Genomic DNA, 16,839 nt, shown 5'->3' on the forward strand with positions numbered 1-16,839 from the left:
CCCGGACATGTCTGCTCGACCACCCACTGCTCGACGGAGACCAGATGGACACCACTCCCGCCGGAACCCCCGCCCTCCTGCGCACCCTCAACGCGCGCGCCGTGCTCGACGTCCTCGGCACCGGCGCGCAGGTCGCCCGACCCGACGTCGTCGCGGCGACCGGCCTGTCGAAGACGACCGTCGCGCAGACCCTGCGCGCGCTCGAGGCGACGGGCGTCGTCACGGAGGCAGGGCTCGACCGGGACCGTCGCGGCCCGGCCGCGACGCTGTACCGGGTCGACCCGGACTACGCGTTCGGGCTGGGGATCGACGTCGCGCGCGACCGCGTGCGGGTCGCGCTCGTCGACGTCACGGGAGCGGTCCGTGCCCGCGCCGAGCGTCGCGACGTCAGGCCGACCCCGACGGCGCGCGCCCGCGCCGCCGCCGAGCTGGCCCGCGCGTGCGTGACCGACGTCGAGGCCCGGCTGCCCGAGGGCGCGAGCGTCGAGGTGACGCGCGCCGTCGCGGCGGTGCCGTCGATCGTCAGCCCGGACCACGCGACGATCCGCCGGGTGCCGGGCTTCGAGAAGGGCGGCACGGACCTCCACGACGCGCTCGTCGACGCGCTCGGCTGCCCGGTCACGCTCGAGAACGACCTCAACCTCGCGGCGCTCGCGGAGCAGCGCGACGGCGTCGCGGCGGGGGTCCGGACGTTCGTCGTGCTGGGGCTCGGCGACGGGTTCGGCGCCGGACTCGTCCTCGACGGTCGCCTGCACCGCGGCGCGGCGGGCGGCGCGGGCGAGGTGTCCTTCCTCCCGCACCCCGGCCGGTCGCTCGGCTCGGAGACGCTCGGGGCGTCGTCGATCGCGGCCATCGCGAAGGAGAACGGCCTCCCGGACGACATCGCGGTCAAGGACATCGTGGACCGCGCAGCGCAGGGCGACGGCGCGTCCGGCGACGTGCTGGACGAGGTCGCGGAGCGCATCGGCGTCGTGGCGGCGGCCGTCGCGCTCGTCGTCGAGCCGGAGCTCTTCGTCCTCACCAACCACGCCGCGCGCCCCCCGATCGCCGAGCGCGTGCAGCGGTTCCTCGGCGAGAAGCTGGCCGTGCTGCCCGTGCGGGTCGTCCCGTCGGAGCTCACGAGCGACGCCGTCGTCGTGGGCGCGGCCCGGTCCGCGAGCGACGCCCTGCGCGACGAGGTGTTCCGCGCCGCCGCGGCTCACTCCGCACCGGGCGAGAGCGGCGAGGCCGACGACGAGCACGCGGAGGCCGCGTCGTGACGACGCCCGCGGCGGGCGGGCCGCCGTCGGACCTGGTGTCCCGGCTGGGCCTCGCGGGCGACGCGCGCGCCGTGATCCTCAACGCCGACGACTACGGCATGTGCCGGGCGGCGAACCGCGCGATCTCCGAGCTGCTCCTCGCGGGGCACCTCGACTCCGCGACCGTCATGGTGCCGTGCGGCTGGGCGCCGGACGCGCTCGCGTTCGCTGCGGCGCACCCCGTCGACGTCGGCGTCCACCTCGTGCTCACGAGCGAGTGGACGCGCTACCGGTGGCGGCCCCTCACGGGGGCGGGGACCTCGCTCGTCGACGCCGCGGGGTACTTCCCGCGCGACGTCCGCACCGTCGAGCAGCGGGCGCGCGCCGAGGACGTCGCGGCCGAGCTCGCGGCGCAGCTCGACGCGGCGCTCGCCGCCGGGGTCGACGTCTCGCACCTCGACAACCACATGGGCTCGGTCTACGGGCTCGAGACGGGGCGCTCGTTCCTGCCGCAGGTGTTCGAGCTCGCGGCCCGGCACGGGCTGCCGTTCCGCCTGCCGCGCACGACCGACGGGATGCTCCTGCCGCCCGGCGACTTCCAGCCGCTCCTCGACGAGGCGACCGCGGCGGCCGACGCGCTCGGGGTCGTGCTCGTCGACCGCCTGTGGACGCACCCGTTCGAGCTCGCCGGCGAGGGCACGGACGACGCGGAGGGCTACGAGGACGTCCGCGACGGCTTCCTCGACCTGCTGCGCCGCGTGCCGTCCGGCGTCACCGAGATCTACCTGCACCCCATGCTCGACGACGACGAGCTCGGCGACGTCGCCGACTACGCCGCGCCGAAGCGTGGGTTCGAGCACCGCCTCCTGGCCGACCCGGCCGTCGCCGCCGTGGTCGCCGAGGAGGGCCTCGTCCGCGTCGGCTGGCGCGACCTCCGCGCGGTCCAGCGGGGCGAGCGATGAGCGCGCCGTCCGGGACGCCGTCGGGCACGGTGCCGAGCGGACGGGCGCCGACCGGAGGGCTGCTGGCCCGCGTGCGGGACCGCCGCCTGGTGGGCGCGGCCACGCGCGCGCAGACCGTCGCCTACGGCGCGTCCGCGTTCCCCGCGAACCTGCTGCTCCAGACGTTCTCCGCGTTCGTCGTCTACTTCTACGTCGACCACCTCGGCGTGCCCGCCGGCTGGGTCGCGGGCGCGATGGTCGCGCACGGCGTCCTCAACGCGGTGCTCAACCCGCTCGTCGGCGCGGCCTCCGACCGGCGGCGCACCCGCTGGGGCCGTCGCGTGCCGTGGATCGGGCTCGGCGTCGTGCCGCTCGTCGTTGCGTTCGCGCTCGTGTGGATGCCGCCCGCGCTGAGCCCCACCGGGCTCGTCGTGTGGTTCCTCGTCGTCGTCGCCGTGTACGACGTCGCGTACGTCGTCGTCGTGCTCAACGTCTCCGCGCTGTTCCCCGAGATCTTCCGCACGACGGCGGAGCGCGCCCGCGGGAACGCGCCGCGCCAGATCTTCGGCCTCGTCGGCATGATCCTCGGCACCGCCGGCGCCCCGCTGCTGTACGGGACGCTCGGGTGGACGTGGATGGCGCTGCTCCTCGCCGTCGTGAGCCTCGGGTTCTTCGCGTGGTCCCTCGTCGGCATGGTCGAGCGCCCCGTCGACGTCGCGGCGGTGCGCGAGCGCGAGGCCGCCGTCGGGCTCGGCGCCCAGCTGCGCTACACGTTCGCGAACCGGGCGTTCGTCACCTACGTGCTCGGGTCGCTGCTGCTGCAGAGCACCACCGCGATCGTGCTCGCCGCCGTGCCGTTCTACGTGCGCTACGTGCTCGGCGGGGCGGAGGCCGACGCGACGTTCCTCCTCGCGCCGATCTTCGTCGCCGCCATCCCGGCGATCGTCGGGTGGTCGTGGGTCGTGCGCCGCATCGGCCCGCGCTCCACGATGCTGTGGGTCGTCGCCGTGTACGGGCTCGCGACGTGCCTCTACCTCGTGCCGACCACCGTGCTCGGCGCCGCGCTCGCGGGGCTCGCCGTCGGCGTCGGCGTGGCCGGCCTCATGCAGGTGCTCGAGGTCGCGCTCGCGCAGGTCATCGACGACGACGAGCGCCGCACCGGCCTGCGCCGCGAGGGCATGTACTTCGGGGCCAACGGGTTCGTCGTGCGCGGGTCCGTGATCGTGCAGGCCGTCCTGGTCGCGGCCGTGCTCTCCGCGAGCGGGTACGTCGAGGGCACGGGCGACGTCGTGCAGCCGGAGAGCGTCGCGACGGGCGTGCGCCTCCTGCTCGGCGGCGTCCCCGTCCTCATCGCCGCCCTGGCCTTCGTGTGCTTCTGGCTCTACCCGCTGCGCGGCCGGGACCCCGAGGGCACCGACGCCGCCCTCGCCGACGCCTCACCGACCGCCGCGGACCCCCTCCCGAGGTAGCCCCCGCCCCCGCGAGGTAGAGCCCCGGTCGCCCGAGGTAGAGCCCTGGTCACGCGAGGTAGAGCCGTGGTCGCGCGAGGTAGAGCCGTGGTCGCGCGCGAGGCGCACCACGGCTCTACCTCGGCTGACCCTGGCTCTACCTCGGCGGGCCCCGCCTCTACCTGGGCGGGGTGGTGGTGCCGAGGGTGTGCTCGGCGACGGCGCACGGGTCGGTGCCCGCGTCGATGTCGCGGAGGTCGCACGCGACGCGGCGCATGAGGGTGCGGAAGGTGCTGCGCTCGTCGGGCGAGAGCATGTCGAGGAGCTCCTCCTCGGCGTCGTGCACGGCGGCGGCCCACCCGGCGAGACGACGGCGGCCCTCGGGCGTCGCGACGACGCGGCGCGCGCGCCGGTCGGCGGGGTTCTGCTGCCGCTCGACGAGGCCGGACGCGACGAGGTCGTCGACGAGGTACGTCATGACGGTGCGGTCGATGCCGTGGTGCTCGGCGAGCGCGAGCTGCGTGGGGTGGTCGCCCTGCGCCACGGTCACGAGGACCTGGTAGCCGCGCGTGCCGTGCGGGACGTCGTCGAGCGCCTGCTCGACGGTCGCGCGGTAGGCGCGCAGCAGGACGCCGAGGTGCCAGCCGAGGTCCTCGAGGCGGCCGGGGAGCTCGGTCGGGCCGGTGGGTGCGGCGGTCGTCGCGCTCGTGCTCATCCGCTCAGGGTACCGCGGGAATGCGGTTGCACCACCTATCTGTTCTCGATATGTTCTGCTCAACAACGTATCTTGAGATCGCGAGGAGCCATGCCCGACTACGGCCACGACCTGCGCTTCGGGTCCTTCGTCACGCCCACCGCCGCGGCGCCCCAGCAGGCGGTCGCGCTCGCGCAGCTGTCCGAGGAGGTCGGCCTGGACCTCGTGACCTTCCAGGACCACCCGTACCAGGCGGCGTTCCTCGACACCTGGACCCTGCTGTCGTGGGTCGCGGCGCGCACCGAGCGCATCCGCCTCGCGGGCAACGTGCTCAACCTGCCGCTGCGCCCGGCGGCGGTGCTGGCGCGCGCCGTCGCGAGCCTCGACCGGCTGTCGGGCGGGCGCGTCGAGCTCGGCCTGGGCGCGGGAGGGTTCTGGGACCCGATCGTCGCGATGGGCGGCGAGCGCCTCACGCCGGGGCAGTCCGTCGACGCGCTCTCCGAGGGCATCGACGTCATCCGCGGGCTGTGGGACACGACGACGCGCGAGCGCCTGGAGGTGGGCGGCACGTACCACCACGTCGACGGCGCCAAGCGGGGCCCCGCCCCCGCGCACGACGTCGAGATCTGGGTCGGGGCCCTCAAGCCCCGCATGCTGCGCCTCGTCGGCGCGCAGGCCGACGGCTGGCTCCCGTCGCTCGCGTACCTGCAGAGCTTCGAGGCGCTCGCGCAGGGCAACGCGACGATCGACGCCGCCGCCCAGGAGGCGGGCCGCGACCCGCGCGCGGTGCGTCGCCTGCTCAACGTCGGCGGCCGGTTCACCGCCGACGGCGGCGCCGGGTTCCTCCAGGGGTCGCCCCGGCAGTGGGCCGAGCAGGTCGCCGAGGTGACGCTCGAGCACGGCGTGTCCACGTGGATCGTCGGCGGGGACGACCCGACGACGCTCGCCGTCGTGGGCCAGGAGGTCGCGCCCGCCGCGCGCGAGCTCGTCGCGGCGGCGCGCGGCACGACCGACGGCCCGGCACCGGTCGCACCGGCCGACGGCGGGGCCCGCGCATGACCGACTACGGCCACCCGCTCCGGTTCGGCACGTTCGTCACGCCGTCCGCGCAGGACCCGGAGGCGACCGTCGGGCTCGCGCGCGTCGCGGAGGACGCCGGCTACGACCTCGTGACGTTCCAGGACCACCCGTACCAGCCGCGCTTCCTCGACACGTGGACGCTGCTGTCGTACGTCGCGTCTGCGACGGAGCGCATCCACGTCGCGCCCGACGTCGTCAACGTCCCGATGCGCCCGCCCGCCGTCCTGGCGCGCGCGACGGCGAGCCTCGACCTGCTCTCCGACGGGCGCGTCGAGCTCGCCCTCGGGGCGGGGGCCTTCTGGGACGCGATGGCGGCGATGGGCACGCGCCGGCTCACGCCGGGGGAGTCCGTCGACGCGCTCGCCGAGGCGATCGAGGTGATCCGTGCGATCTGGGGCGAGGACGGCGACGGCGAGCTGTTCGTCCCCGGCCGGCACCACCGGCTCGACGGCGCGACGCCCGGCCCGGGCACCACGCGCCGCATCCCGCTGTGGCTGGGCGCGCTCGGCCCGCGGATGCTGCGCCTGGTGGGGGAGAAGGCCGACAGCTGGCTCCCGTCGCTGGGCCGCGTGGGCCTGGACGGGCTGCGCGCGGGCAACGCGCGCATCGACGAGGCGGCGGCCGCCGTCGGGCGCGACCCGCGCGAGGTGACGCGGCTGCTCAACGTGTCGGGCACGTTCGAGGCGGACGCCGGAGCGTCCGGCCTCGGGGGCGCCCCCGACCTCTCCGGGCCGCCCGAGGCCTGGGTCGAGCGGCTCCTGCCGCTCGTCCTCGACGAGGGCGTCTCCACGCTGATCCTCGCGACCGACGACGAGCGCAGCACCCGCCGGTTCGCGGACGAGGTCGCTCCCGCCCTGCGCGACGCCGTCGACGCCGCGCGCGCGGAGCGGGGCACCGACACGTCGCGCGTCGTGCCGCTCGCCGTGCGGGCCGCGCGTCGTGACGGCATCGCGTACGACGACGTCCCCGCCTCGCTCGCGGAGCGCGCCGTCGAGCCGGGCGACGCCGCGTACGCGGGCGTGCGCTCGAACTACCTGCGCGGCGGCTCGCCGGGCCTCGTGCTGCGCCCGCGCGACACCGCGGAGGTCGTCGAGGCGCTCGCCTTCGCGCGTGCCCAGCCGGTGACGCGCCGGGTGCCGCTGTCCGTCCGCTCGGGCGGGCACGGGATCAGCGGGCGCTCGACGAACGACGGCGGCATCGTCCTCGACCTCGCCGCGCTCGACCAGGTGGAGGTGCTCGACGACGCCACGCGCCTCGTGCGCGTCGGCCCCGGCGCGCGGTGGGGCGGGGTCGCGGCGGCGCTCGCGCCGCGCGGCTGGGCGATCACGTCGGGCGACTCCGGCGGCGTCGGGGTGGGCGGTCTCGCGACCGCGGGCGGCATCGGCTTCCTCGGCCGGGCGCACGGCCTGACGATCGACCACGTGCGCGCGGTCGAGGTCGTCCTCGCGGACGGCTCGGTCGTGCGCGCGAGCGACGACGAGAACACGGACCTGTTCTGGGCCGTGCGCGGCGCCGGGGCGCAGGTCGGGATCGTCACGTCGTTCGAGCTCGTCGCGGACGAGGTGTCCGCGGTGGGGTTCGCGCAGATGGTGCACGACGCGTCGGACCTCGCCGGGTTCCTCGAGCGCTGGGGCGCCACGGTGGAGGCCTCGCCGCGGGACACGACGAGCTTCCTCATCGTGGGGCGGCCGCGGCCCGGGCAGCCCCTCGTCGCGCAGTCCATGACGATGGTCGACTCCGACGACCCGGACACCGTCCTCGCGCGGCTCCAGCCGTTCGCGGCGATCTCCCCGCTGCTCGCCCGGGCGACGGCGCAGATCGTGCCGTACGACGCCGTCGTCTCGGCGCCCCCGCCCGGCCCGCACGGGGGGCAGGGCGAGCCCGTGTCGCGGTCCGGGCTGCTGGAGCACCTCACGCCCGAGGCGTCGGCACGGCTCGCGGGCCTCGTCGCGAGCGGGGACACGTACTTCTTCCAGATCCGCTCGACGGGCGGTGCGGCGTCGGACGTCCCCGCCGACGCGACGGCGTACGCGCACCGGTCCGCGAACTTCTCGGTCGTCGCGATGGGGGCGAGCCGGTCCCGTCTCGACGCGCGGTGGGACGCGCTCGCCGACGTGTTCGACGGGATGTACCTCAGCTTCGACACCGACCTGCGCACCGAGCGCGTGACGGACGCGTTCCCGCCCGCGACCCTGGAGCGGCTGCGGGAGGTCAAGCGCCGCGTGGACCCGACGAACGTCTTCCGCGACAACCTGCCCGTCCTCGGGCCGCACCCGACGGACGAGCCCGCGCCCGCCGTCGTCCCGCCGAGGTAGAGCCCCGGTTCGCCGAGGTAGAGCCCCGGTTCGCCGAGGTAGAGGCGTGGTCACGACCACGCCTCTACCTCGCGCTACCAGGGCTCTACCTCGCGCTACCGGGGCTCTACCTGGGGGCTACCGGGGCTCTGCCCCGGGGTGGGTGCCCGACGGCGCAGCGTGAGGACCGTGTGGACGGCGAGGCCCGCGAGCACGGCCCAGAAGGCGGCGCCGATGCCCGCGACGACCGTCCCGCTCGCGGCGACGAGGAACGTCACGACGGCCGCCTCGCGGCCCCGCGGCTCGGCGACCGCGCCCGCGACGGCGGCGCCGAGCGTCCCGACGAGCGCGAGCCCGGCGGCCGCCTCGACGAGCCCGTCGGGCGCGGCCGCGACCAGCGCGGCCAGGCCGGCCGAGCCGACGGCGAGCACGAGGTAGGCCCAGCCCGCGGTGTGGGCCGCGACCCAGCGCCGTCGGGGGTCGGGGTGCGCCTCGGGGCCTGCGGCGAGCGCGGCGGAGATCGCCGCGAGGTTGATCGCGTGCCCGCCCGCGGTGGCGCCCGCGAGCGTCGCGAGGCCGGTGACGGTCATGGTCTCGCGCCACGGCACGCGGTAGCCGAACGAGGCCATCACCGCGACGCCGGGGACGTTCTGCGACGCCATCGTCACGACGTAGAGCGGCACGGCGAGCCCGACGACCGCCTGCCACGACAGCGTCGGGACGGTGAGGTCGAGGCGGGGGACGGCGTCGGCCCAGGCGAGGGTGCCGCTCCCCACGGCCTCGTACCCGACGATCGCGAGCGTGACCGCGAGCGCCGCCGGCGAGGCCCAGCGCGGCGCGACCCGCAGCAGCACGAGCCACGTGAGCACGACGGGCGCGACGAGCAACGGCGTCGTGACGAACGCGCGGACGGGCGCGAGGCACAGCGTGAGCAGCACGCCCGCGAGCATCGCCTGGGCGATCGGGGTGGGGATCGCGGCGACGAGGTCGCCGAGGCGCGGCCAGAGCGCGGTGAGCAGCACGAGCCCGCCGACGACGCAGAACGCGCCGACCGCGGCGGGCCAGCCGCCCGCGACCGCGCCCGTGCTGACGAGCAGCGCGGCCCCGGGCGTGGACCAGGCGAGCGTGAGCGGGGTGCGGTGGCGCGTCGTCAGCCAGAGGATGCCGACGGCCTGCGTCACGCACAGGGCGAGGAGCCCGGACGCGGCCTGATCGGGCGTCGCGCCGACGGCGCGCAGGCCGGCGAGCACGACGGCGAACGAGCTCGTGAAGCCGACGAGGGCCGTGACGAGCCCGGCGAGGACGGGGCGCAGGCGCTCCGGGTCGGGTTCCATGCTGCTCCAGCGGACGTGCCGAGCCGTTCTGTTTGCGGAACGCTACCAGAGTGGCCTGAGTTACGGCCGGTAGGCTGCCGCGCGTGAGCGACGGGGGAGCGCAGGCGGGCACGGGAGCGGGCGCAGGAGCGAGCGCGGGGGCGAGCGCAGGGTCGGGCGACGACCCGGGCGGTGGTGCTCCTGCGTCGTCGGGCCGCCGCGGGGACGAGACGCTCGCCGCCGTCGCCGCCCAGATCCGGGCGCTGCGGGCCGAGCGGGGGCTGTCGCTGTCGGCGCTCGCGGCGGCGGCGGGCGTCGGGAAGGGCTCGCTCTCCGAGATCGAGCACGGCGCGCGCAACCCCACGCTCGCGACGCTCTACGTGCTCGCCGGGGCGCTCGGCGTCCCGCTCGCGACGCTCCTCGCCGAGCGGCCGGGGTCGGAGGTGTCGTCGGAGGGCGTCCGGGCCCGCCTCCTCGACGCCCACCACCTGCCCGACGGCACGGCCGTCGAGGTCTACCACCTGCACCTCGAGCCCGCCGCGGACCGCACGTCGCCGCCGCACGGGCCGGGCGTCGTCGAGCACCTGCTCGTGACGTCCGGTCGCGTGCGCGCGGGCCGTCGTGGCGCGGAGGCCGTGGTGACCGTGGGCGACGGGCTGCGCTGGGTGTCGGACGCCGAGCACTCCTACCGCGCGCTCGACGGGGCACCCGTCGACGCGGTGCTCGTCATCCGCACGCCCCCGCGACGCGGCGAGCGGCCCGCTACCGCAGGCCCGGTCCCGGCGCCCACGCGCCGGACGTGAACCCCGACGGCGCGCCCGGCGACCACGGGGCCGGCGGCGGCTGCGGGGCCCGGACGAGGAACGCCTGGCGCGCCGTGAGCATGAGGTGCAGCAGCGCGCGCCGCTGTCCCTCGACGCGCCACGCCTCGACGGCGCCGCGCTCGACCCGGTCGTGGAGCAGCGCGAGCTCGGTCGCGGCCTGCTGGTAGTCGCGCATCGCGTGCGCGGCCCCCGCGCCACCGGTGCGACGCGCCCAGTCGCGCGCCTGACGGCGCGCGGCGAGCGTCGACAGCATCGCGAGGTCGGCGGGCGTGACGAGGCCCGTCGGCACGTAGGGCACGAGCTGGCGCTGGATCGTCGCGACCGTGCGGCGTCGGTCCCGGACGAGCAGGACGACCAGCGTGACCAGCACCCCGAGCCCGGCGAGGTACGCGACCCCGAGCGCGAGCGGGCCGAAGCCGGTCGAGGCGTTCCACAGCATGTGCAGGGCGATGGCCGCGGCGAGACCGCCGAGCGGCGCGAGCACGCGGCGCGGCCCGGGCGGGCTCGTGGCCGCGCTCGCGACGCCGAGGCCCGTGAGCGCCGTGCACAGCGGGTGCAGGAGGGGGGTGACGATCGCGCGCAGCACGAACGTCGGGCCGAGCGTGCCGTCCTGCGCGGCCATGATGAAGTACGTGACGTTCTCGACCGCCGCGAACCCGAGGGCGACCATCGCGGCGTAGATCACGCCGTCGGTCCAGCCGTCGATCTCGTGGCGCCGGAACCAGAGCATCCCGAACAGGACCGCGCCCTTGAGGATCTCCTCGACGAACGGCGCCCCGAACGACGCGACGACGTACCAGCCGACCTCCTCGCCGAACAGCGGCGCGGTGAGCAACTCCAGGCCGAGCGTGTTGAGGATCCCCGCGACGAGCGTCGCGATCCCCGCGCCCCACAGGAACGCGACGACGAGCGCGCTCGGCGGCTCGGGCTCGAGGCGGTCGAGCGCGAGCACGACCGGCACCCAGATGCCCAGCGGCACGAGCGCGAGCAGCAGCCCGACCGTGAACGTGCCCACCCCGGACAGCGCCGCGAGCACGAGGCCCACGAGCAGGCACAGGCTCGCGACGGCGATCGTCACGATGACGCCGACGCGCGCGCGGCCCGGCGGCCGGCCCTCGAGCACGGCGCGTGGGTCGAGCGGGACGGCGGCACCCGCCGGGCCCAGCGGGTGCGGCGGCTGCTGGGGCGGGGGGACGGCCGGGCCGTGCGGCGGGAAGGTCACGGGCGGTAAGGCTACGCACCCGGCGGCCGACGCGGGAAGGCGTCCGCCCGGCGCGCCGCACGCGCGCCGCGCGGGGGCGGTCGCGCCGCGCGGCGGCCGGGGGGTGGGGCTACGCCGCGACGTCGTACCCGGAGCGCAGGCCGCCCCGGCGGCGCACGGTCGCGTCGTCGGGCACGATCTCGTCCGGCGGGACGACGGCGCCGGCCTCCACGAGCACCCGGCGCCCGACGCGCGCGCCGCTGCCCACGCGGGCGCGGTCGCCGACGCGCGCCTCGGGTGCGATGCGGACGTTGTCGCCGACGCGGACGTCGCGGCCGAGGACGACGTCCCGGTCGATCCAGGTGCCGTCGCCGAGCCGGCAGCCGTGGCCCACCACGGCGCCCTTCTCGACGTAGGTGCCCCACCCGACGGGCACGGACTCCGGGACGCGGGCGTGGGGCGACACGAAGCCGCCGCCGGTGTGACGGTCGTAGTGCATGATCTCGCCGAAGTCGTTCTCGACCTGGACGCGGCGTGCGAGGCGGGCCACCTGACCTCCTCAAGGTCTGTCGACAGTGGTACTGGTGACATAACGACGACGAGGCGCCCAGGATTCCAACACCGCCACCCCGCCGAGGTAGAGCCCTGGCTTCGCGAGGTAGAGCCGTGGTCCCGCGGGGTACAGCCGTGGTCCCGCGGGGTAGAGCCGTGGTCCCCCGAGGTAGAGCCCTGGTCCCGCGAGGTAGAGCCGTGGTCCCGCGGGGGTAGAGCCGTGGTCGCCGGGCCGACGGCGGAGGTCGCCCCGCCTTTCGTGCCCCGCAGGCGAGAACCGCCCGGGCGACCTCTCGCGGCGGCGCCACGGTCGCCGGGCGCGGACCGACCGCCGTCGTGCCGAGCAGGTGGATCGGGCGCGTCCTGGCCGACGGACGAGCCGGAACCGCCTGCTCGCTCTGCCGGGATGGCCTGGTCGGCCCGCCCCCGTTCCCGACGGGCGACCTGGCCGCCATGGGTGCCCGGCCGACGTCGGGCGCGGTCAGCCTGGACGCCCGCGGTGAGCCTGCGGCGTCGGGCGTGACCTCGGCTCTACCTCGCGGGACCTCGGCTCTACCTCGGCGTGACCTCGGCTCTACCTCGGCGTGACCTCGGCTCTACTTCGGCCGACCAGGGCTCTACCTCGCGGGGCCACGGCTCTGGCCCGCGACGGCGGCACCGTCCGGGCGGCGGGCGGTCAGACGGCGCGGGTGGTGCCGCGGACGACGAGGGTCGTGGGGAGGCGGACGTGGGGCTCGCGCGTGCGGCCCTCGACGAGGTCGACGATGAGACGCAGGGCCTCGGTGCCCATGCGGTGGATGGGCTGGTCGACGGTCGTCAGGGGCGGGGTGGTGAGCGCGGACTCGGGCACGTTGTCGAAGCCGATGACGGAGACGTCGTCGGGCACGCGCAGGCCGAGCTCGGCGGCGACCTCCATGGTGCGGATCGCGGAGAGGTCGTTGGCGGCGAAGATCGCGGTGGGTCGCTCGGGGAGCGAGAGGAGCTCGTGCGCGGGGGAGTCCGCGAGGTCGGGGCGGTAGCCGCCGACGCGCACGAGGTCGGGGTCGAAGGCGATGCCCGCGTCGGCGAGCGCCTCGCGGTACCCCTGCTCGCGCAGGCGCGCGGACTCGAGGTCGGGGCGGCCCGCGAGGAAGCCGATGCGGCGGTGGCCGAGGTCGAGGAGGTGCTGCGTCGCGGTGCGGCCGCCGGCGAGGTTGTCGGAGTCGACGGTCGGGGGGTCGGACGGGCCGCGGTGCGGGTCGACGGCGACGACGGGGATCGAGCTGCCGCGCGCGACGACGGTGGGCGTGACGAGGATGGCGCCGTCGATGAGGGTGCCGCCGAGGCGGGACAGGGAGCGCTGCTCCCAGCCGACGCGGTCGTCGCGGCGCAGGCCGCCGGAGTAGGCGAGGAGCTCGTACCCGGTCCCGTCGACGGCCTCGGAGATGCCCTTGAGCAGCTCGGTCGAGAACGGCTCGAACTCGGCGACGAGGATCCCGATGACGTTGGTCTTGCTGCTCCGCAGGCTCCTCGCGACGATCGACGACTCGTACCCGAGGTCGTCGATGACCTGCTGGACGTGGCGGGAGGTCTCGGGCGCGACGCCGTAGCGACCGTTGATCACCTTGGAGACGGTCGCGACGGAGACGCCGGCGGTGCGCGCGACGTCGCCGATCGTGACTCTTCCCGTGGAGCGCATGGGGATGACAGTAGCCCCTGGCGAGGGCGTCCGGAGGCCCGCGCCACGTCGTGTGTAAAACGTTATCGATATCGATTGACACGACCGGGTCGCGCCTGCCAGAGTCGCTACCGGCGGCCCCACAGCGGTGGCGGCCCGGCGCGCTCGAGGCAGCGTGCGCCCCGGTGCGACTCGACGAAGAGGACGGAACGATGAAGTCTCGGAAGCTCCTGACGGCGACCGCCGTCGCCCTGGCGGGCACGCTCGTGCTCACGGCCTGCGGAGGCGGAGGCGACTCCGGCTCGGACGACGGCTCGGTCTCGATGACCTTCTGGCACAACTCCACGACCGGTGAGGGCAAGGCCTACTGGGAGGAGACGGTCGCGGCGTTCGAGGAGGCGAACCCCGGCGTCACGATCGAGATCCAGGCCATCCAGAACGAGGACATGGACGGCAAGCTCCAGACGGCCCTCAACTCGGGCGACGCGCCCGACATCTTCATGGCGCGCGGCGGCGGCAAGCTGGCCGACGTCGTGGAGGCCGGCCAGGCGATGGACCTCACCGACGCGATCGACGACACCACGCGCGAGGCCGTGGGCGACGCGGCGCTCAGCGCCTTCACGGTCGACGGCAAGGTCTACGGGATGCCGGTCTCGATCCTCCCGGGCGGCGTCTACTACAGCGAGGACCTGTTCTCGCAGGCCGGCGTGACGGCGAACCCGACGACGATCAGCGAGCTCGAGGGCGTCGTCGACCAGCTCAAGACCGCAGGCGTCGCGCCGATCGCGCTCGGCGCGAAGGACGCGTGGCCGGCCGCGCACTGGTACTACTTCTTCGCGCTGCGCGAGTGCTCGCAGGACACCATCAACACGGCGGCGAGCGAGCGCAGCTTCGACGACCCGTGCTGGCTCAAGGCCGGCGAGGACCTCCAGGCGTTCGCCGAGACGGAGCCCTTCAACCAGGGCTACCTCACGACCTCCGCGCAGCAGGGCGCGGGCTCGTCCGCGGGCCTCATCGCCAACCACCAGGCCGCGATGGAGCTCATGGGCGCGTGGAACCCCGGCGTCATCGCGTCGCTCACGCCGGACGAGAAGCCGCTCGCGGACCTGCAGTGGTTCCCGTTCCCGGCCGTCGAGGGCGGTGACGGCGAGCCCGGCGCCATGATGGGCGGCGTCGACGGGTTCTCCTGCTCGGCCCAGGCCCCCGCCGAGTGCGCGGAGTTCCTCAACTTCATCATGTCGAAGGAGTCGCAGGAGGCGTACGCCACCGCGTTCCACACCCTGCCCGCGAGCAAGGAGGCGCAGGGCGTCGTGACGGAGCCCGCGCTCGTCTCGATCCTCGAGGCCTACAACGAGGCGCCGTACGTCACCGTGTGGCTGGACACGCTGTTCGGGCAGAACGTCGGCAACGCGCTCAACACCTCCGTGGTCAACCTGCTCGCCGGCAAGGGCACGCCGCAGGACATCGTCGACACGACGAACGCCGCAGCGGCCAAGGAGTAACCGGAGCCATGACCGTGTCCCAGGGCGAGACCTCGCCGAGCACGACGACGCCCGAGGACCGGGCCGGGGGCGGCGCCGGCGCCGTGGCGGGGCCGCCCCCGGCCGCCGCGGCGCGGGCCCGCCGCCCGCGCCGCGGCCGCTGGGGCCAGCGAGCCGAGATCGCGGTGCTCGCCGGGCCGGCGCTCGTCGTCTTCCTCACGTTCGTCATCGTGCCCGTGCTGATGGCGGCGTACTACGGGTTCTTCAAGTGGAAGGGCTTCGGCCCGCCGACGGACTTCGTGGGGTTCGAGAACTACCTCACGATCTTCCGCGACCCCGAGTTCCTCGCGGCGCTGCGGCACAACGGGTTCATCGTGCTCATGTCGCTCGTGCTCCAGGGCCCGGTCGCGGTGGTCGTCGCGCTCATGCTCAACCGGCGCATGCGCGGCCGCTCGGTGGTCCGCGTGCTGGTGTTCGTGCCGTACGTGGTGTCCGAGGTGATCGTCGGCACGGGGTTCAGCCTCATGCTCTCGACGACCGGCGCCGTGAACGACCTGCTGGAGAAGGTCGGCCTCGGGTTCCTCACGGTCGACTGGCTCGCCGACCCCGACGTCGCGATCTGGACCCTGCTGCTCATCATCACGTGGAAGTACATCGGCTTCGCCGTGATCCTCTTCCTCGCGGGCCTCCAGGGCATCCCCGACGAGCTGGGCGAGGCCGCCGCGATCGACGGCGCGTCCTACTGGAAGGCGCAGCGCTACGTCACGCTCCCGCTGCTGGGCCCGACGGTCCGCATCTGGGCGTTCCTGTCGATCATCGGCTCGCTCCAGCTGTTCGACCTCGTCTACATCATCTGGGGCCAGTACGTGGCCTCGACGGCCGGCACGTCGACCATGGCGACGTACATGGTCGCGAACGGCCGCAACGCGGGGAACTACGGGTACGGCAGCGCGGTCGCGGTCGTGCTGTTCCTCATCTCCCTCGCCGTGGCGCTCGTGTACCAGCGGTACGTCCTGCGCCGTGACACCGAGGGCGCGATCACGGAAGGGAAGAAGTGATGGCCACCGTCACCGCCGTACCCGCGCCCGAGCGTCCCGCCGGCGTCAAGACCCCGAAGGAGCCCCGCGGCTCCGGCATCGGCCGGGGCGGCCCGCTGACCTACGTGGTCGCGTGGCTGCTCGTGGGCGTGTGCCTCGCGCCGATCGCGTACATCGTCGTCGGCGGGTTCCGCACCAACGCGCAGATCACGGCCGACCCGTCGGGCCTGCCCGACCCGTGGCAGGTCGTCAACTACGTCGAGGTCCTGTCGAGCTCGCTGTTCTGGCAGCAGCTCGGGAACTCGCTCGTCGCGGCACTCCTCACGACGCTCGGCGTCGTGGTGCTCGGCCTCATGGCGAGCTACGTCATCGCCCGCTACTCGTTCGTGGGGCGCGGGGCGCTCTACGCGCTGTTCGCGGCGGGCCTGATGTTCCCCATGACGGTCGCGATCACGCCGCTGTACATCATGATCCGCTCGCTCGGGCTGATGAACTCCGTGGGCGGCCTCGTGCTCCCGCAGATCGCGTTCGCCCTCCCGACGACCGTCATCATCCTCGTGCCGTTCCTGCGCGCCATCCCGCGCGAGATCGAGGAGGCCGCGTCGATCGACGGCGCGAGCCGCCTCGGCTTCTTCTTCCGGATGGTCGTGCCGCTGTCCCTGCCGGGCGTCATCACCGTGGGGATCCTCGCGTTCGTCGCGAGTTGGAACAGCTACATGCTCCCGCTCTTCATCCTCAACGACGAGACGTCGTACACGCTTCCGCTGGGCGTGCAGGCGTTCGCGTCGCAGTACTCCGTGGACACCGCCCGCGTGCTCGCCTTCACGTCCCTGTCGATGATCCCCGCGCTCGTCTTCTTCTCGCTGTTCGAGCGGCGCATCGTCGGCGGCCTCACCGGCGCCGTGAAGGGCTGACCCGCGCCCGTCCGCACCCTGCCCCGTCCCGCGCCGCGCGCGGGACGGGGCCACCACCGAAGGAGAACGGTCCCGTGACCGACGTCGTCCCTGCCGTCCCGACGGCACCCCTCAGCAGCCCGACCCCGGGCGCCGACCCCGCGCCGACCCCGCGCCCCGCACCCC

Annotated in this window: 14 protein-coding genes; 9 read left to right on the forward strand and 5 right to left on the reverse strand. The window is 75.0% G+C overall.

The genetic code is table 11. The features are described 5' to 3' along the window. Positions 1-44 precede the first annotated feature (44 nt). From E1O70_RS02860 to E1O70_RS02870, 3 genes are read left to right on the forward strand one after another with little or no spacing between them, the layout of a single operon-like run. Positions 45-1,259 carry an ROK family transcriptional regulator gene (locus E1O70_RS02860; RefSeq protein WP_061269365.1) on the forward strand — a complete coding sequence of 405 codons (1,215 nt, stop codon included), beginning with the start codon at positions 45-47 and terminating at the stop codon, positions 1,257-1,259. Continuing rightward, entirely contained in the window at positions 1,256-2,200 is a 945-nt protein-coding gene (locus E1O70_RS02865) for a ChbG/HpnK family deacetylase (protein ID WP_061269364.1), read from the forward strand. Before E1O70_RS02860 ends, E1O70_RS02865 begins: the two co-directional genes overlap by 4 nt. Beyond that, entirely contained in the window at positions 2,197-3,648 is a 1,452-nt protein-coding gene (locus E1O70_RS02870) for an MFS transporter (protein WP_082774839.1), read from the forward strand. The genes E1O70_RS02865 and E1O70_RS02870 overlap by 4 nt, the downstream gene beginning before the upstream one ends. A 157-nt stretch (positions 3,649-3,805) precedes the next feature. On the opposite strand, the gene E1O70_RS02875 is transcribed toward E1O70_RS02870, so the two are convergent. After that, positions 3,806-4,342 (reverse strand): MarR family winged helix-turn-helix transcriptional regulator, encoded by a 537-nt coding sequence (locus tag E1O70_RS02875; RefSeq protein WP_082774837.1) that lies wholly within the window; start codon positions 4,340-4,342, stop codon positions 3,806-3,808. Positions 4,343-4,432: 90 nt separating this feature from the next. Between E1O70_RS02875 and E1O70_RS02880 the strand changes: the two genes are divergently transcribed. Both E1O70_RS02880 and E1O70_RS02885 read left to right on the forward strand, forming a co-directional pair. Continuing rightward, positions 4,433-5,380: an LLM class flavin-dependent oxidoreductase gene (locus E1O70_RS02880; protein ID WP_061269360.1), complete on the forward strand. Its 948-nt coding sequence runs from the start codon at positions 4,433-4,435 to the stop codon at positions 5,378-5,380. Further along, a complete protein-coding gene (locus tag E1O70_RS02885) occupies positions 5,377-7,716 on the forward strand; it encodes an LLM class flavin-dependent oxidoreductase (protein WP_061269359.1) in 2,340 nt (779 codons plus the stop codon). Before E1O70_RS02880 ends, E1O70_RS02885 begins: the two co-directional genes overlap by 4 nt. 95 nt (positions 7,717-7,811) lie before the next feature. Here E1O70_RS02885 and E1O70_RS02890 read toward each other — a convergent pair whose 3' ends face one another. Next, the gene (locus E1O70_RS02890; protein ID WP_061269358.1) at positions 7,812-9,029 is read right to left on the reverse strand and encodes a benzoate/H(+) symporter BenE family transporter; all 1,218 of its coding nucleotides are present in this window, start codon (positions 9,027-9,029) and stop codon (positions 7,812-7,814) included. 83 nt (positions 9,030-9,112) lie between these two features. Here E1O70_RS02890 and E1O70_RS02895 point away from each other — a divergent pair, with 83 nt between their 5' ends. After that, positions 9,113-9,811 carry a helix-turn-helix domain-containing protein gene (locus E1O70_RS02895; RefSeq protein WP_082774836.1) on the forward strand — a complete coding sequence of 233 codons (699 nt, stop codon included), beginning with the start codon at positions 9,113-9,115 and terminating at the stop codon, positions 9,809-9,811. Here the strand turns inward: E1O70_RS02895 and E1O70_RS02900 are convergent. The 3 genes from E1O70_RS02900 to E1O70_RS02910 all read right to left on the reverse strand — a co-directional run bounded on the left by E1O70_RS02900 (position 9,771) and on the right by E1O70_RS02910 (position 13,263). After that, a complete protein-coding gene (locus E1O70_RS02900) occupies positions 9,771-11,054 on the reverse strand; it encodes a PrsW family intramembrane metalloprotease (protein ID WP_240696576.1) in 1,284 nt (427 codons plus the stop codon). The two genes, E1O70_RS02895 and E1O70_RS02900, sit on opposite strands and share 41 nt — an antisense overlap. Before the next feature lie 109 nt (positions 11,055-11,163). Next, complete coding sequence (locus E1O70_RS02905; protein WP_034652356.1) at positions 11,164-11,583, reverse strand: LbetaH domain-containing protein; 420 nt, start codon at positions 11,581-11,583, stop codon at positions 11,164-11,166. 678 nt (positions 11,584-12,261) lie between these two features. Next, on the reverse strand, positions 12,262-13,263 hold the full coding sequence (locus E1O70_RS02910; RefSeq protein WP_061269357.1) for a LacI family DNA-binding transcriptional regulator: 1,002 nt from the start codon (positions 13,261-13,263) through the stop codon (positions 12,262-12,264). Positions 13,264-13,454: 191 nt separating this feature from the next. Here E1O70_RS02910 and E1O70_RS02915 point away from each other — a divergent pair, with 191 nt between their 5' ends. The 3 genes from E1O70_RS02915 to E1O70_RS02925 are packed head-to-tail and all read left to right on the forward strand — an operon-like array spanning position 13,455 to position 16,674. Further along, positions 13,455-14,744, forward strand: coding sequence for an ABC transporter substrate-binding protein (locus tag E1O70_RS02915; RefSeq protein ID WP_061269356.1), 1,290 nt, complete (start codon positions 13,455-13,457; stop codon positions 14,742-14,744). Positions 14,745-14,752: 8 nt separating this feature from the next. Next, on the forward strand, positions 14,753-15,781 hold the full coding sequence (locus E1O70_RS02920) for a carbohydrate ABC transporter permease (protein ID WP_128957722.1): 1,029 nt from the start codon (positions 14,753-14,755) through the stop codon (positions 15,779-15,781). Then, a complete protein-coding gene (locus E1O70_RS02925; protein ID WP_043657187.1) occupies positions 15,781-16,674 on the forward strand; it encodes a carbohydrate ABC transporter permease in 894 nt (297 codons plus the stop codon). The genes E1O70_RS02920 and E1O70_RS02925 overlap by 1 nt, the downstream gene beginning before the upstream one ends. Positions 16,675-16,839 lie beyond the last annotated feature (165 nt).

The sequence above is a fragment of the Cellulosimicrobium funkei genome, assembly GCF_004519295.1.
GTDB classification, from domain to species: domain Bacteria; phylum Actinomycetota; class Actinomycetes; order Actinomycetales; family Cellulomonadaceae; genus Cellulosimicrobium; species Cellulosimicrobium funkei.

Bases quoted from the DNA above. Each gene is read 5' to 3' on its own strand.
- E1O70_RS02860 (WP_061269365.1), top strand. From the start codon at position 45: ATGGACACCACTCCCGCCGGAACCCCCGCCCTCCTGCGCACCCTCAAC.
- E1O70_RS02870 (WP_082774839.1), top strand. From the start codon at position 2,197: ATGAGCGCGCCGTCCGGGACGCCGTCGGGCACGGTGCCGAGCGGACGG.
- E1O70_RS02875 (WP_082774837.1), bottom strand. From the start codon at position 4,342: ATGAGCACGAGCGCGACGACCGCCGCACCCACCGGCCCGACCGAGCTC.
- E1O70_RS02880 (WP_061269360.1), top strand. From the start codon at position 4,433: ATGCCCGACTACGGCCACGACCTGCGCTTCGGGTCCTTCGTCACGCCC.
- E1O70_RS02885 (WP_061269359.1), top strand. From the start codon at position 5,377: ATGACCGACTACGGCCACCCGCTCCGGTTCGGCACGTTCGTCACGCCG.
- E1O70_RS02890 (WP_061269358.1), bottom strand. From the start codon at position 9,029: ATGGAACCCGACCCGGAGCGCCTGCGCCCCGTCCTCGCCGGGCTCGTC.
- E1O70_RS02910 (WP_061269357.1), bottom strand. From the start codon at position 13,263: ATGCGCTCCACGGGAAGAGTCACGATCGGCGACGTCGCGCGCACCGCC.
- E1O70_RS02915 (WP_061269356.1), top strand. From the start codon at position 13,455: ATGAAGTCTCGGAAGCTCCTGACGGCGACCGCCGTCGCCCTGGCGGGC.
- E1O70_RS02920 (WP_128957722.1), top strand. From the start codon at position 14,753: ATGACCGTGTCCCAGGGCGAGACCTCGCCGAGCACGACGACGCCCGAG.
- E1O70_RS02925 (WP_043657187.1), top strand. From the start codon at position 15,781: ATGGCCACCGTCACCGCCGTACCCGCGCCCGAGCGTCCCGCCGGCGTC.